Source organism: Bradyrhizobium sp. Pha-3 (genome assembly GCF_042258325.1).
Classification (GTDB): domain Bacteria; phylum Pseudomonadota; class Alphaproteobacteria; order Rhizobiales; family Xanthobacteraceae; genus Bradyrhizobium; species Bradyrhizobium elkanii.
Genome location: NZ_CP170151.1, coordinates 7398465 through 7412922, shown reverse-complemented (window position 1 = coordinate 7412922; position 14458 = coordinate 7398465). Strand labels below are relative to the sequence as shown.

The following is a 14458-nucleotide window of genomic DNA, read 5'->3' as shown; positions in this document are numbered from 1 at the left end:
TTGCGCCTCAGAACTTCACGCTGGGCGCCGCCTCGACCTCCGTGCGGCTGGCGCCGAGGTCGAAGAAATCCTTGCGGGTGAAGCCGAACATGCCGGCGAACAGCGCGGCCGGCATCTGCTGGATGCCGGTGTTGTATTCCTGGACCGCGTTGTTGAAGAAGCGGCGGCTGGCGGCGATCTTGTTCTCGAGATCGGAAAGCTCGGAGGCAAGCTGCTGGAAATTGGCGTTGGCCTTGAGGTCCGGATAGGCCTCCGACAGCGCGATTAGCCGCCCCAGCGCGCCGGAGAGCTGGTTCTCCGCCGCCGAGACCTGGGCCGGACCCTGCGCCGACATCGCCGAATTGCGCGCCTTGATGACGTCGTCGAGCGTGCCGCGCTCATGTGCGGCATAGCCCTTCACGGTCTCGACCAGATTCGGGATCAGGTCGTGGCGCTGCTTGAGCTGCACGTCGATGTCGGCAAAGGCCTGTCCGACCCGCTGGCTGAGCGCCACGAGGCGGTTGTAGGCGCCGAACGCAAACAGCACGAGAAGCACGATGACGCCGATAACGATCCAGCTGGTCGACATGACGGGGCAGCTCCTGATGGACGAGACGGCGGCACCGTAGCCCAAGATCGGGGCGCAGGGCAGCCCGCCGCGGAAAGGTGGGCAAGCGTTAGTCGAAGGTTGGCCGACATCGGTTCAACATATTCCGTCGTCCCGGCGAAGGCCGGCAACTGTTATGTTGGTTTGGTCTGCAGGTACGGCTTTCGGTCTCGCATCATGGCATTGAGGACCGTGAGCAGCTTCCTGGCGACGGCGATGAGGGCGAGTTTGGCTGGTTTTCCGGCCTGTCGCAGTCGTGCATAGAAGGCCTTGAACGGATCAGCTCTGCGAACTGCGTTGAGGGCCGCCATATAAAGGGCGTCACGAACGCGCTTTCGGCCGCCCGCAATCTTGCGCTTGCCGCGGAAGGTGCCGCTGTCGACGTTGAAGGGAGCAAGGCCAGCGAGCGCTGCGAGTTGTTTCGGTCCGACCCGCCCGAGTTCCGGCATCTGCGCGATGAGCTGCATGCAGGCCACGGGACCCACGCCGGGCAGCGAACGCATTAACTTCGCATCGTCCGCGATCTGCGCTTCGGCTTTAATCAATGCGCTGATGTCGGCCTCGATCCCGGCGATCTCGCTGTCGAGGACCTCGATGAGGCGGCCAATGCGTTCGGCCATGGCGCGATCGTCGGCCTCGCTGCGCCGGTTCTTCTCCTGGGCGCGCATGAGGACCAGCTGATCCCGCCGTTTTGCAAGCCTCGCCAAGGCGCCCCGTGCAGGATCGGCGACCTGCTCGGGGGCGGGCTGCATGGCCCGCGCAAAGGCCGCCAGCATCCGCGCATCGATCGGATCGGTCTTGGCGAGCAGGCCGCTGGCCCGTGCAAAGTCGCGGGCACGGGCCGGGTTGATCCGTGCGAACTGGATCCCGGCCTGACGCAGCGCCTCGCGAAGCGCGAGGTCATAGATACCCGTCGCCTCGAAGACCACCAGCGCATCGCATTGCCAACGCGCCACCTGCTGTGTGATGGCCTGTGTCGCGTTGGCAATGCGCCTCGGCACGCCGTCAGCCTCATCAAAGGTATCGAGGTGTTTTTTGGAGACGTCGATTCCGACGTAACGAAGAGCTATGATCACGGTGCCTGTCCCTGTGATGCGAGGTCTGTTGGCGCAGCCTCGTGCAACTGTTCAGGTTGATAGATGGAACGGGCGGGAGACCGAGCCGGCTCGCGGCGTCAAGCGCCAAGGACCCAACGGCTTCCCGCCCACCCACATCCTGACAGACTTCCAAGACACAGGAACCCATACGCCGCGGCCCGCGGAAGGGGCACAAGCGGCGACGGCTTCACTCACAACAAACCTCGGTGGTTATGGGTCCCGGCTTTCGCCGGGACGACGAGATACCGCATCGCCCCAGCGCCAGCGCCGGGCGCTTGCGTATTCGGCCCTGGCGCGACGCGGGATCCTCGCAACCGATACGCCCTCGGGCGTGCACAGCTTCGCTGCGATCTCGACCTTGCCGACGTCGGGCTGCGCCAGCACGCGCGATGGCCTGTTCTCAACGCGCGCGCGGCTCAGCGCGACATAGGCGAAGCGCTCGTCCTCGAACGGAACGTCGGCGCCCTTGACCTGCTTGTGCGCGCGGGAGCGTTGCAAGCGCTGCGAGAAGTGGCACCAGTCGGGTGCGACCAGCGGACAGCCACCGTCATGCGGGCAGGGTGCAACGACATGCGCCCCGGCGGCGATCAGGCGTGCGCGCAATGCGATGATCCGCGCATAGCCCGCGGGCGTGCCGGGTTCGACGACCAGCAGCGTGTCGCCGGTCTTCGCCCACAGCGCATCGGCCAGTGCCCCGCGCTCCGTGTCGCCGAGTTCGCCGATCATGTAGCTGGCGACGACGAGGTCGGCAGCTTCGGCCTTGTCGAGCAGCGCACGCGCCTGGCCGAGTTCGTAGCGGGTGTCGTGCAGGCGAATGCTGCCGTGAAACAGCTCCTCGGCGAGCGCCCGCAACGCGCCGTTGGCGTCAAGCAAGGTGAAGTCCCGCAGCGACGTGAACGCTTCCGCGGCGGCCCAGGTCGCGGTCCCCGGACCGGCACCGACATCGAGCAGGCGCACCGGCGCGAAGTCCGGCCTGATCTCCGTCAGCGCGTTGAGGCTCGCTGCGACGGCGGCATAGGTGGCCGGCATCCGCGCCAGCGCATAGGCCAGCGCATCGGTCTCGGTTCTGATCGTCGAGGAGCCGCCGCCTTCGCGATAGGTCTGCGAGATCACCGCCGCGCGGCCGGCGGCGTCGCTGCGCGACAGGCCTTCGAGCCTGGCGTTGAGGGCCGCGCGCAGTTCGGCGGGGAGATCGGGCGAAGTCATGTGACGGACTATCCGACGTCATTGCGAGCGGAGCGAAGCAACTCATAGCGCCGCGTGCTAAGATATGGATTGCTTCGTCGCTATCGCTCCTCGCAATGACGATGCGGAGGCGCGGGTATCACGAAAATGACGTCGACGCGCAGGTGCTACGCCTAAGCCACGTTCTGGTCGAGGATGTCGACCGCGCCCTGCAGGTCGACCGACACCAGCTGCGACACGCCGCGCTCGGCCATGGTGACGCCGAACAGCCGGTTCATCCGCGCCATGGTGATCGGATTGTGCGTGATGATGATGAAGCGCGTCTCGGTCGAGCCGGTCATCTCGTTCAGCAGGGTGCAGAACCGTTCGACGTTGTGGTCGTCGAGCGGCGCGTCGACCTCGTCCAGCACGCAGATCGGCGACGGGTTGGTCAGGAACACCGCGAAGATCAGCGCCAGCGCGGTCAGCGCCTGCTCGCCGCCCGACAGCAGCGACAGCGTCTGCGGCTTCTTGCCGGGCGGCTTGGCGATGATCTCGAGGCCGGCTTCGAGCGGATCGTCGCTCTCGATCAGATGAAGTGCGGCTTCGCCGCCGCCGAACAGCTCGGTGAACAGCCGCTTGAAGTGGTTGTTGACGGTCTCGAACGACGTCAGCAGGCGCTCACGGGCTTCGCGGTTGAGGCTCTGGATGCCCTGCCGCAGCCGCTTGATCGCTTCGACGAGATCGTCGCGTTCGGTCGTCAGCGCGGTGTGCTGGGTCTCGACCTCCTTGAGCTCTTCCTCGGCGCGCAAATTGACGGCGCCAAGCCGCTCGCGATCCCGGCGCAGCTTTTCGAGCTCTTCCTCGACCTGCGCGACCGGCGGCAGCTCCTGGCCGGGTTCGATCTCGGCCATGCCGACGACCGCGCCGGGCTCGACCTCGAGCATGTCGTGGATCTCGCGCTCGATGTCGGCGAGGCGGCGGCGGGTGCCTTCCATGCGCTCCTCGGCGCGCGCGGTGGCTTCGCGGGACGAGGAGAGCGCTTCGAGCGAGGCCTTGGCGAGGCGATCGGTTTCCGCCATCGCGGCTTCCGCGGTCGCCAGCGCGTCGGCGGCGATGCGGCGATCGCCCTCGGCGTGCTCGATCTCCGTGATCAGCGCGCTGCGCTTCTCGGCAAAGACTTCCGGCGCATTGGCGAGTTCCTCGCGCTCGGCCGACACCTCGGCGATGCGCGCCTCGACGGTCTCGACCTGCGAGGCGGCGCTGGTCTTGCGGTTCTGCCACTCATTGCGCTCGGCAACGATCGCCTGCACGCGGCGGTCGGCGAGCTCGGCCTCGCGGGCGAGCGCCTGCGCCTCGGCACGGACTTGCGCCGCGGCACGGCGCTGATTGTCGATCTCGGCGCGAACCGCGGCGAGCTGGGCCTCGGTCTCGACACCCGGCGGCAGTTCGGCGAGCGCGGCAGCCGCGCTCTCATGCGCGGCTTCGGCCTCGGCGCGATCGGCGGCGACGCGGCTGTGCGCCTCGGTCAGTGCCGATTTGCGCGCGGCGTGGCGGTTGATCTCGCGCTCGGTGGCGGCATGGCGTTCGCGCGCGGCGTCGGCCTCGCGACGGGCGGCGCGCACCGCTTCGCGCGAGGCGCCCTCGGCGGCGGACGCCGAGCGCAATTCTTCTTCTGCCGTCTCCAGCGCCTGGCGCTTGGCGGCGGCGTCGATGCGGGCCTGTTCCAACTCGTGCTCGATGTCGACAAGGCGGGCGCGCTCGGCGAGACGGCGGGCGGCGCCGGTCGGGGCATGCGCGTCGGCGACAAAGCCGTCCCAGCGCCAGACGTCGCCTTCGAGCGACACCAGCCGCTGGCCGGTCTTCAGCTGCGACACCAACGCGGCGCCGCGTTCCTTGGCGACGACGCCGATCTGGGCCAGGCGGCGTGCCAGCTCCGGCGGCGCTTGGACATGGTCGGCCAGCCGCTCGACGCCATCGGGCAGCGCCGGATCTTCGCCGGCCACGCCGATATTGGTCCAGCGCATCGGCGCGGAGGAATCCACCGGCGCATCGAGGTCGTCGCCGAGCACCGCGCCGATCGCCTTCTCATAGCCCTTGGCGACGGTGATGCCGTCGATGATCGGCGGCCACAGATTCTTGGTCTCGCTGGTGACGAGCTTGGAGATGGTGCGGGCTTCGGTCTCCAGCCGCTGCACGCGCTTCTCGGCTTCGGTAAGCGGATTGCGGGAGGCTTCCAGCGTCTGCCGCGCGGCGGCGTGATGCACCTCGCTGGTCTGCACGGCGGCCTCGGACTCGGCAAGCGTCTGCTGCGCCATCTCCATGGCGGCGGCCAGCGCGTCGATGTCGCCGAGATTGCCGGTCTCCTGCGCGAGCTTGGTTTCCTCGGCCTGGACGTTGGCGATCTCCTGATCGAGCCGGGCCAGCCGCTCGCGATGCGTACGCACGCCGGCTTCGAGCTGATTGCGCTTGGCAGTGAGATCGGCGAGCTGCGTGGTCAGCTCGGAGAACTGACGCTCGGTCGCGGCCAGGATCTCCTCGGCCTCGGCGACGCGCTCGTCGACGCCGGAGCGCTTCTCGACGCGCGACTTGATCTCTTCCTTGAGCTCCGCGTCTTCGGTGTCGAGCCGCTGCAGCGCGATGTCGGCATCCGAGGTCTGCTGCTGCTCGCGCGCGATGTCCTGGGCGAACTGGGTGAGGCGGCGATCGAGCTCGCCGACGCGCTCCTTGGCGCGCTGCTCCTCGCGGTCGAGCATCTCGCGCGTGTTGGTCAGGCGCTGCAGGCCGGCGGCGGCGCGCGCTTCGGCATCGCGCAGCGCCGGCAATTCGGCGGCGCGGATCGCCTGGATGCGGGCGGATTCGGCCTGCTCGCGGGTGCGCTCGGCCATCTCGCGCACGGAGATGTCATGGGTCTGCGCGGCGTCGTTGACGTCGGCATTGGCCTCGATCCAGCGCAGATGGAACAGCATCGCCTCGGACTTACGCACCTTGGCCGCGACTTCGCGGTAGCGGATCGCCTGGCGCGCCTGCTTCTTCAGGCCTTCCATCTGGCCGGTGAGCTGGCCGATCACGTCCTCGACGCGGGTGAGATTGGTTTCGGCCGCCTTCAGCCGCAGTTCCGCCTCGTGACGGCGGGCATGCAGGCCCGCCACGCCGGCGGCGTCTTCCAGCACGCGGCGGCGCTGCTCGGGCTTGGCCTGGATGATCTCGCCGATCTTGCCCTGGTGGACCAGCGCCGGCGAACGCGCGCCGGTGGCGGCGTCGGCGAACAGGATCTGCACGTCGCGGGCGCGGACGTCGCGGCCGTTGATACGGTAGACCGAGCCGGCCTCGCGCTCGATGCGGCGGGAGATTTCCAAGAGCTGGCTGTCGTTCACCGCGGCCGGCGCCGAGCGATCGGAATTGTCGATCGTCATCACGACTTCGGCGTGGTTGCGCGCCGGACGATTGCCGGAACCGGCGAAGATCACCGCGTCCATGTCGGCGGCACGCAGCGACTTGTGCGAGGTCTCGCCCATCGCCCAGCGCAGCGCTTCGACGAGATTGGATTTGCCGCAGCCGTTCGGTCCGACGACGCCGGTCAGGCCCGGCTCGATCATGAAATCGGTGGGTTCAACGAACGACTTGAAACCGTGCAGGCGGAGGCGCGTGAGCTTCATGTACACAAATCTCGTTTGGCCGGGCGCGAATCTCCCTGCCGTGACAATACCATGGAAGGCAATGTCGGTGTGTGGGTGAGTTGCTGCGTGCAGCTCTCATGAGCGGCGACAATGGCGATGCCCGTGCGTCAGGGCAACCGCTTGACCAAGCTTTTCCCAAGGGATTTGCAGGGGTTTTGTGGCCTCTGCATGTCCTCGGAGATTCGCATCACGCGAATCAGGTTTTCAACAACGAAATAATGCGACGGCCGCATGCCGTGATCGCAAATCATCCACAATTATCGTGCCCCGACTCAAAAGCGGGGCACGACGATGTCAGGCTCAACGGCGCGCAATCAGCTCTTCAGCAGCGGATCGATGTGCTTGCTGAACTCCTCGAACGAGGTCTCGCCCTTCAGCATCTCGCCATTGACGAAGAAGGTCGGCGTCGAGTTCACCTTCAGCACCTCGTTGGCGTATTTCTGATCGGCGGCGATCTTGTCGAGCAGCTTCTGATCCTTCAGGCAGTCCTCGACCTGCTGCTGGGTGAGGCCGGCCTGCTTGCCGATCCGCGTCAGCGTCTCGGTGGTGTTCTTCACCACCCAGTCGTTCTGCTGGCGGAACAGCAGGTCGATCACGGCAAAATACTTCGGCGCGTCGTCCTTGGCGATGCAGCGCGCCAGCATCGAGCCGGCGGCGGCCTTGATGTCGAGCGGGAATTCGCGGAACACGTAGCGGACCTTGCCGGGGTCGATGTAGGTCGACCTGATCTTCGGGAACACGGTCTCGTTGAAATTGGCGCAGTGCGGGCAGGTCATCGAGGCGTATTCGACGATCGTCACCTTGGCGTCCTGCGGGCCGAGCCCCATGTCCGGCAGCGACTGCGGCTTGGCGACCTCGGCGGCAGTCTGCGCGAACGCGTCCGTGATCAGGCGCAGCGGCGACAGGCCGGCGAGGGCGGCGAGCCCGGTCAGCGAGAGAGCGGTGGTGAAAGCGCGGCGCGTGATGATCAAGGTCAGCTCCCGGATTGGCGCATTCACGCCACAATGAAGGGGGTCCCGAAAAGAAGCCTTCGCTAGCTTGAAACGGCCATTGTGGCAATGCCGCGGTCTCGCGGCCGGCCTGCCGAAAAGCGTCAATTTCGCTTGATCGAGGCACCCAAACGGGCCAGCGCCGCGCGCAGGTCGTCGTCCTCGACGGCCGCAAGGTTGGCCGCCTCCCGCGCCACGGTTTTGGCGTCCGGCGGGCGCGGCCGGACCGGCCGGCTGCGGCGCGAGAGCGGCGCCTGCCGGATGGTCAGGCGACCGACCGCATGCCAGCCGAAGAAGCGGTTCACCCGTTCCAGGATGACGTCGGAGGAGTGCTGGATTTCCAGCGCCATCGGGCCTTCGACCCGCAGCACCAGCGTCGCCGGCTCCTGCGGCTGCCCCTCCACCGGTCGCGGCCACTGCATCTTCAGCGGCTCGCAATAGGCAGCAATCCGCTCGCCCGCGATCTCGGTCCAGCGCGTCACCAGTTCGCGCGCGGCAAAGCCCTGCTTGGCATAGGCGTCGGTGAAGACGTCGCTGAGCAGGATCGACAGGGGCTTTGCGCTGATCGGACCGGGTTTGGACATCAGGGGGTTATAGGACAGGCGTCGGTCCTGGACAAAGAAAGACGTGGATGCCCGGGTCAAGCCCGGGCGTGACGCAGCGGGATTTGCCTTAAGATACGTCCATGAGTTCTCGTGCAGCCGCCAAAGCCAAACCGACCGAAGACGCCGCCGACCGCCCGGCGCGGCTGCTCGCCTGGTATGACCGGCATCGCCGGACGTTGCCGTGGCGCGCGGCCGCGGGGGAGCGGGCCGATCCGTACCGCGTGTGGTTGTCGGAGATCATGCTGCAGCAGACCACGGTGCGGGCGGTCGGGCCGTATTTCGAGAAATTCGTGTCACGCTGGCCCGACGCGACGGCGCTCGGCCGTGCCTCGCTCGACGACGTCTTAAGGATGTGGGCCGGGCTCGGCTATTATTCGCGGGCGCGCAATTTGCACGCCTGCGCGGTTGCGGTGATGGGTGACCACAGCGAGGTTTTCCCGGACACCGAGGACGGCCTGCGCGCGCTGCCCGGCATCGGGCCCTACACCGCGGCCGCGATCGCCGCCATCGCCTTCGACCGCCGCACCATGCCGGTGGACGGCAACATCGAGCGCGTGGTCAGCCGGCTCTACGCCATCGAGGAGGCGCTGCCGCAGGCCAAGCCGCTGATCAAGGAGATGGCGGCGACATTGCTCGGCCCGTCCCGCGCCGGCGACAGTGCTCAGGCGCTGATGGATTTGGGCGCCACGATCTGCACGCCGAAGAAGCCGGCCTGCGCATTGTGTCCGCTGAATGACGACTGCGCGGCGCGCACGCGCGGCGACCAGGAAACGTTCCCGCGCAAGGCACCGAAGAAGAGCGGCATCTTGCGCCGCGGCGCGGCCTTCGTGGTGACGCGGGGCGGCGAGCTCCTGGTGCGCTCGCGCGCGGCAAAAGGCCTGCTCGGCGGCATGACCGAGGTGCCGGGATCGCAATGGCTTGCCGGGCAGGAGGACGCGGCGGCACTGGCCCAGGCGCCGGAACTGAAGGGCGTCACGCGCTGGCGCCGCACGGCGGGCGTCGTCAGCCACGTGTTCACGCACTTCCCGCTTGAGCTCGTCGTCTACACCGCCAGCGTTCCGCCGCGGAGCCGCGCACCGGATGGCATGCGCTGGGTCCCGGTGGCGACGCTGGACGGCGAGGCGTTTCCGAACGTGATGCGCAAGGTTGTCGCGCATGGGCTCGATCTCTGACGATGACAGCCTGCTGACACCATGTTGGCAGCAGGGCTTCGCTATCACTTCCGGAAACCGGAGGCCGCCATGATCGCAACCGCACTCGACCGCATTCCGATGCCGCCCGTCGCAAAACTACTGGGGTGGCGCGTGGTCGACGCACGTCCGCAGGAGGGCTGGATCAAAATGGCCTTCGACGGCAAGCAGGAGTTTTGCAATCCAGCCGGCTTCATCCAGGGCGGTATGCTCTCGGCAATGCTCGACGACACGATGGGGCCGGCGGTGTTCGTGATGACCGAGGGCCGACTCTTCACCACGACCATCACGATGACCGTGAATTTCCTGGCGCCGGCAAAACCCGGGCCGATCACCGGCGAGGCGACGGTGACGCAACTCGGCAAGACCATCGCCTTTGTCGAGGGGAGGCTGACTTCAGCCGACGGCACGCTGCTCGCGACCGCGAGCAGCAGCATCCGCCTGGTGGAAGCGGCACGGGCGTTGCGATAGCGCGGCTTGCGCACCGGCCCGATCCGTCACCCTGAGGAGCGCGCATCTCGCGCGCGTCTCGAAGGGTCGACGGCCACCGGCCGGGCCGTGCACCCTTCGAGACGCCGCTTCGCGGCTCCTCAGGGTGACGGTGATAGATCCTTAGCCCGCCCGCTGCACGATCGGCGGCTTGGCGTTCAGTCCCTCGACCTGGAAACCGGCGACGCGCTTGTAGTTGGCGGCGATGTCTTCCAGCTCCTGCTGCGACAGCACGTCGGTGACGACCTTGAAGCCTTCAGGCGCGCGCTCCTCGACCAGCTGCATCACCTGCTCCGGGCCGTTGCGGCGGTTCAGCATCACGAGGTCCGTGGTCGCGGGCCGCCGTTCGGCCTCAAAGGCCGCGAGCGCCGCCTGCGTCGGGCCATGCGCCAAAATCTCGCGCGTCAGCACGCGCGCATCCAAGATCGCCTGCGAGGCGCCGTTGGAGCCGATCGGATACATCGGATGCGCGGCGTCGCCCATCAGCGTGACGCGGCCGAACGTCCATTGCGGGATCGGATCGCGATCGACCAGCGGATATTCGTAGGCATGCGGGCAGTTCCGGATCAGGCCGGGGACATCGAGCCAGTCGAAATTCCAGCTCTCGAACCACGGCAGGAACTCGTCGAGTTTTGCCGTCCGGTTGTAGTCCTCGCGGCGCCATTGATAGGTCGGCGGCATGTGCCGCTCGGCGACCCAGTTGATGTCGAACTTGCCGTCGGGGCCTGCCTCCTTTGAGATCGGGTAGCAGACGAATTTCAGGATCTCGTGGCCGGCCATGATCATGGTGCGGCCGGTCAGGAAGGCATCGCCGCGGGTGATGCCGCGCCACAGGATGCGGCCGTTCCAGATTGGCGGCCCCTCCTGCGGATAAAGCTTCTCGCGCACCGCCGAATGGATACCGTCGGCGGCGATCAGCACCGCGCCGTCATAGCTGCCGACGGGCTTGCCGGTGGCGCGGTCGATGAAATCGGCGCGGACGCCGTCGGCGGTCTCGGTCCAGCCGGTGAGGTGATGGCTGGTGAGGATGTTCGCAGCTCCCAGCCGTTCGGTCGCGGCATCGAGCAGCAGCTGTTGCAGCCGGCCGCGATGGATCGAGAACTGCGGCCATTTGTAGCCGGCCTCGAGCCCGCGCGGCTCGCTCCAGATCGGCTTGCCGTGCTTGGAGAAATAGGCGAGCTCGCGGGTGCGCACCGCTGAAGCGTCGAGCACATCGTGCAGGCCGAGCTCGATCAGCTCGCGCACCGCATGCGGCAGCACGTTGATGCCGACGCCGAGCGGCCTCAACTCGGGCACGCTCTCGAAGACGCGGGCCGGCACGCCGATCTGGTGCAGGCTGAGCGCCAGCGTCAGCCCGCCAATTCCGCCACCTGCAATGAGCACAGTCATGAAAAATCCCTCAATTGGCATGGTCATCGCACGACGGCACCGCCGTGGGCAAGGTCCGCGGCACGCGCGGGGTGGACGGCTGATGGTGCTGCCGTTAACCTCCGCGCCGTCAGAACAAGAACCAGAGCCGGGTTCGCAACGAACCGACAACGCTCGGAGAGGACTGCAACATGCTCAAGCTCTATTTTGCCCCCGGCACCTGCGCGCTGGCGTCCCACATCGCGCTGGCCGAGGCCGGCGCGCCCTACACGACCGAGAAGATCGACTTCAAGACCAACCAGCAGAACAGCCCGGAATACCTGAAGATCAATCCGAAGGGCCGCGTGCCGACGCTGGTGACCGATCGCGGCGTGCTGACCGAGACGCCGGCGATGCTGGCCTACATCGCGCAGAGCTTTCCGCAGGCGAAGCTCGCGCCCGACGACGCCTTCGAATTCGCGACGCTGCAGGCCTTCAACTCCTATCTGTGCTCGACGGTGCATATCTGCCACGCCCACAAGATGCGCGGTGCGCGCTGGGCGACGCAGGAGACTTCGTTCGCCGACATGAAGGCGATGATCCCGAAGACCATGAGCGCCTGCTTCAACCTGATCGAGCGCGACATGCTGAAGGGCCCGTGGGTGATGGGCGAGAACTACACCGTCGGCGATGCCTATCTCTACACGCTGACCCTGTGGCTCGACGGCGACGGGGTCGACATCGCAACGCTGCCCAAGGTGAAGGCGCATCGCGCAGCAATGGAGAGCCGCCCGGCGGTGCAGAAGGTGCTGGCGGAGCAGAAGACGTAAGGCCCAAAAATTCGGTGTCGTCCCGGGCAAGCGCAGCGCGACCCGGGACCATAACCACCAACGATCGTTGTTACGCGACGTTGGGGCCGCAGCTCACTCTCATAACGCAACCCTGTGGTTATGGGTCCCGGCTTTCGCCGGGACGACGCGGGATAGAGCGCGCCGCTACACCTTCCCCCTCTCCAGCTCCCGTCCGGTCTCCAGCATCAGCCGGCGCAGCCAGATCGAACCGGGGTCCATCTGCGCCCGTGTCGGATAGAACATGTGCTGCTCGTCGATCCCGGGATCGAGCGGCGGCGTCACCGTCATCAGCGACAATTGCTTCGACAGCGCCGAGATCAGCCGGCGCGGCACGAAGGCGACGAGGTCGGTACGCGCGGTGACGTGCAGCGCCTCGATATAGCCCGGCACCACCAGCGCGATCCGCCGCTCGATGCCCTTGGCGCGCAGCCAGGTGTCGATCAGATCCTCGTTCTGGCCGCGGATGATCACGGCGACATGGCGCGCGGCGAGGAATGCTTCGCGCTTCTTCAGCTTCGTGCCGGCGGGGTGGCCGCGCCGCACCGCGAGCGCATCGCTGTCGGTGTAGAGCCGCTGCCGGTGAAAGCTTTTGAAGGAGTCGCCGATCGAGATCACGAGATCGATGGTGCGGGCGAATTCGGGCGTGAAGATCGCAGGTCCCCGCCACGGCACCACGTCGATGGTGACGTTCGGCGCGATCAGCGTCACCTTCTCCATCAGCGGCGGCATCAGGAGCTCGACCGCGAGGTCGGGCATCATCAGGCGAAAGTGCCGGTCGCTGCGCGCGGCGTCGAAATCGTCGGAGATGAACAGCGCGCGCACCTGGTCGAGCGCATGGGCCAGCGGCGAGCGCAGCGCCTGCGCCCGCGGCGTCAGCTCCATCCGCGCGCCGTTGCGCACCAAAAGCGGATCGCTGATCAGGTCGCGCAGCCGCTGCAGCGCGTGGCTGGTCGCCGGCTGCGACAGATTGAGCCGCATCGCGGCGCGGCTGACATTGGCTTCGCGCAGCAGGGCGTCGAGCGCGACCAGCAGATTGAGGTCAAGCGAATTCAAATTCATCGGGTGAATATATATCATACCACCTATCGATTGGAAGAATGCGTAGCCAGGCCGCAGGATTGGGGCCAAGGCGTTTTCACGCGAGCCGAAGACCGCATCGCGCGAGGAAGCGCCTGAAATCAGGCTCTATCAATCGCAAGGAGACGCGCCATGAGCGCAGCCGACAACAAGAAACTGGTGCAGGAGATGTTCGTGATCGCGGGCAGTCCCGATCCTGCGGTGCGCGAGAACTCGCTGTTCATGGCAACGCTTGCCGACGACGCGATCTGGACCGTGACCGGGCAATATTCCTGGTCGCGCGCCTTCACCGGCAAGCAATCGATCATCAACGATCTGCACGGCCATGTCCGCTCGAAGCTGGCCGAGCGCGGCCGCACCGTCGCCCATCGCATCCTCGCCGACGGCGACATCGTCGTGGTCGAGGCCAAGGGCGACAACCTCACCAAGCAAGGCCAGCGCTACGACAACGACTATTGCCTGGTGTTTCGCTTCGACGGCGGCCGGATCAAGGAGGTGCGGGAATATTGCGACTCGGTCCTCACCGAGAAGGCGCTCGGCGCGTTTCCCGCGTAGCGGTGGGCCGCTAACGGGTGGCACAAACGAAGACGGCGCCCGTCCGGGCGCCGTCGTCTTGCCGTCGTGGGGATTGGCTTACGCCACCTTGGACTTGAGGTGGCCGAACATGATGTCGCGGGCCGCGTCGTCCATCTCGGCCTTGAAGGTGTGCTTGTCCTTCAGCGCGATCGCGCGCGCCGCCGCCGGCCGCGCCGAGATCTCGTCGACCAGCCGCTTGACGTTCGGATATTTGGCGTAACCTTCCTCACCGAGGACGAACGGCGCCATCCGCGCCCAGCCCCAGAACGCCATATCGACGATCGTGTAGCTGTCGCCGACCATGTAGCGCGATTTCGCCAAATGATCGTCGAGGATCTTGTAATGGCGGTGCGCCTCGTACTGGTAGCGATTGTTGGCGTAGTCGAGATCCTTCGGCGCGAAGTGCTTGAAGTGCACGGCCTGGCCGGAATAGGGGCCGAGGCCGGTCGCGATGAACATCAGCCAGGACAGCGTCGCGGCGCGGTTGGCCGGCGTATTGGCGGGCAGGAACTTGCCGTGCTCCTCGGCGAGGTAGAGCAGGATCGCGTTCGAATCGAACACCAGCACGCCGTCATCGTCGATCGCTGGCACCTTGCCGTTCGGGTTGACCTTCAGGAATTCCGGCGCGAACTGCTCGCCCTTGCGGGTGTCGACCGGGATCGCCTCGAACGGCAGGCCGGACTCTTCCAGGAACAGCGCGACCTTGTTCGGGTTCGGCGCGCCGTTGAAATAGAATTTGATCATGAAGGGACTCCCTTGTGGTTCTTGTAACCGGCGAGATCGGGACGCGGCGGGGGAAGGCCGCAT

Annotated in this window: 13 protein-coding genes; 4 read left to right on the top strand and 9 right to left on the bottom strand. The window is 66.7% G+C overall.

Annotated features, from left to right (window positions below; genetic code table 11):
• Positions 1-7: 7 nt before the first annotated feature.
• From ACE10X_RS35380 to ACE10X_RS35355, 6 genes are all read right to left on the bottom strand, one after another.
• A complete protein-coding gene (locus ACE10X_RS35380) occupies positions 8-568 on the bottom strand; it encodes a LemA family protein (protein WP_016839704.1) in 561 nt (186 codons plus the stop codon).
• Between the two features lie 152 nt (positions 569-720).
• Entirely contained in the window at positions 721-1662 is a 942-nt protein-coding gene (locus ACE10X_RS35375) for an IS110 family transposase (protein WP_375763484.1), read from the bottom strand.
• Between the two features lie 231 nt (positions 1663-1893).
• Positions 1894-2889 carry a small ribosomal subunit Rsm22 family protein gene (locus ACE10X_RS35370; protein WP_375763483.1) on the bottom strand — a complete coding sequence of 332 codons (996 nt, stop codon included), beginning with the start codon at positions 2887-2889 and terminating at the stop codon, positions 1894-1896.
• 152 nt (positions 2890-3041) lie between these two features.
• Positions 3042-6506 carry a chromosome segregation protein SMC gene (gene smc, locus ACE10X_RS35365; RefSeq protein WP_375763482.1) on the bottom strand — a complete coding sequence of 1155 codons (3465 nt, stop codon included), beginning with the start codon at positions 6504-6506 and terminating at the stop codon, positions 3042-3044.
• Between the two features lie 335 nt (positions 6507-6841).
• Positions 6842-7498 (bottom strand): DsbA family protein, encoded by a 657-nt coding sequence (locus ACE10X_RS35360; RefSeq protein WP_038386059.1) that lies wholly within the window; start codon positions 7496-7498, stop codon positions 6842-6844.
• 122 nt (positions 7499-7620) lie between these two features.
• Positions 7621-8100, bottom strand: coding sequence for a DUF721 domain-containing protein (locus ACE10X_RS35355; protein ID WP_038386045.1), 480 nt, complete (start codon positions 8098-8100; stop codon positions 7621-7623).
• Between the two features lie 101 nt (positions 8101-8201).
• On the opposite strand from ACE10X_RS35355, the gene mutY reads away from it, so the two are divergent.
• Together mutY and ACE10X_RS35345 are read left to right on the top strand one after the other, a co-directional pair.
• Entirely contained in the window at positions 8202-9293 is a 1092-nt protein-coding gene (mutY, locus tag ACE10X_RS35350) for an A/G-specific adenine glycosylase (protein ID WP_375763481.1), read from the top strand.
• Between the two features lie 69 nt (positions 9294-9362).
• Entirely contained in the window at positions 9363-9782 is a 420-nt protein-coding gene (locus ACE10X_RS35345) for a PaaI family thioesterase (protein WP_375763480.1), read from the top strand.
• Between the two features lie 141 nt (positions 9783-9923).
• Here ACE10X_RS35345 and ACE10X_RS35340 read toward each other — a convergent pair whose 3' ends face one another.
• Positions 9924-11189 carry a flavin-dependent oxidoreductase gene (locus ACE10X_RS35340; protein ID WP_375763479.1) on the bottom strand — a complete coding sequence of 422 codons (1266 nt, stop codon included), beginning with the start codon at positions 11187-11189 and terminating at the stop codon, positions 9924-9926.
• A 170-nt stretch (positions 11190-11359) separates the two neighbouring features.
• Between ACE10X_RS35340 and ACE10X_RS35335 the strand changes: the two genes are divergently transcribed.
• Positions 11360-11977, top strand: coding sequence for a glutathione S-transferase family protein (locus tag ACE10X_RS35335; protein ID WP_375763478.1), 618 nt, complete (start codon positions 11360-11362; stop codon positions 11975-11977).
• 165 nt (positions 11978-12142) lie between these two features.
• Here ACE10X_RS35335 and ACE10X_RS35330 read toward each other — a convergent pair whose 3' ends face one another.
• On the bottom strand, positions 12143-13057 hold the full coding sequence (locus tag ACE10X_RS35330; RefSeq protein WP_375763477.1) for a LysR family transcriptional regulator: 915 nt from the start codon (positions 13055-13057) through the stop codon (positions 12143-12145).
• Between the two features lie 150 nt (positions 13058-13207).
• On the opposite strand from ACE10X_RS35330, the gene ACE10X_RS35325 reads away from it, so the two are divergent.
• On the top strand, positions 13208-13630 hold the full coding sequence (locus ACE10X_RS35325; RefSeq protein WP_375763476.1) for a nuclear transport factor 2 family protein: 423 nt from the start codon (positions 13208-13210) through the stop codon (positions 13628-13630).
• Between the two features lie 78 nt (positions 13631-13708).
• On the opposite strand, the gene ACE10X_RS35320 is transcribed toward ACE10X_RS35325, so the two are convergent.
• Positions 13709-14395: a glutathione S-transferase family protein gene (locus tag ACE10X_RS35320; protein WP_038386051.1), complete on the bottom strand. Its 687-nt coding sequence runs from the start codon at positions 14393-14395 to the stop codon at positions 13709-13711.
• Positions 14396-14458 lie beyond the last annotated feature (63 nt).

Coding starts and splice junctions, on each gene's coding strand:
- ACE10X_RS35380 (WP_016839704.1), bottom strand. CDS start 568: ATGTCGACCAGCTGGATCGTTATCGGCGTCATCGTGCTTCTCGTGCTG.
- ACE10X_RS35370 (WP_375763483.1), bottom strand. CDS start 2,889: ATGACTTCGCCCGATCTCCCCGCCGAACTGCGCGCGGCCCTCAACGCC.
- smc (WP_375763482.1), bottom strand. CDS start 6,506: ATGAAGCTCACGCGCCTCCGCCTGCACGGTTTCAAGTCGTTCGTTGAA.
- ACE10X_RS35355 (WP_038386045.1), bottom strand. CDS start 8,100: ATGTCCAAACCCGGTCCGATCAGCGCAAAGCCCCTGTCGATCCTGCTC.
- mutY (WP_375763481.1), top strand. CDS start 8,202: ATGAGTTCTCGTGCAGCCGCCAAAGCCAAACCGACCGAAGACGCCGCC.
- ACE10X_RS35345 (WP_375763480.1), top strand. CDS start 9,363: ATGATCGCAACCGCACTCGACCGCATTCCGATGCCGCCCGTCGCAAAA.
- ACE10X_RS35340 (WP_375763479.1), bottom strand. CDS start 11,189: ATGACTGTGCTCATTGCAGGTGGCGGAATTGGCGGGCTGACGCTGGCG.
- ACE10X_RS35335 (WP_375763478.1), top strand. CDS start 11,360: ATGCTCAAGCTCTATTTTGCCCCCGGCACCTGCGCGCTGGCGTCCCAC.
- ACE10X_RS35330 (WP_375763477.1), bottom strand. CDS start 13,057: ATGAATTTGAATTCGCTTGACCTCAATCTGCTGGTCGCGCTCGACGCC.
- ACE10X_RS35325 (WP_375763476.1), top strand. CDS start 13,208: ATGAGCGCAGCCGACAACAAGAAACTGGTGCAGGAGATGTTCGTGATC.
- ACE10X_RS35320 (WP_038386051.1), bottom strand. CDS start 14,395: ATGATCAAATTCTATTTCAACGGCGCGCCGAACCCGAACAAGGTCGCG.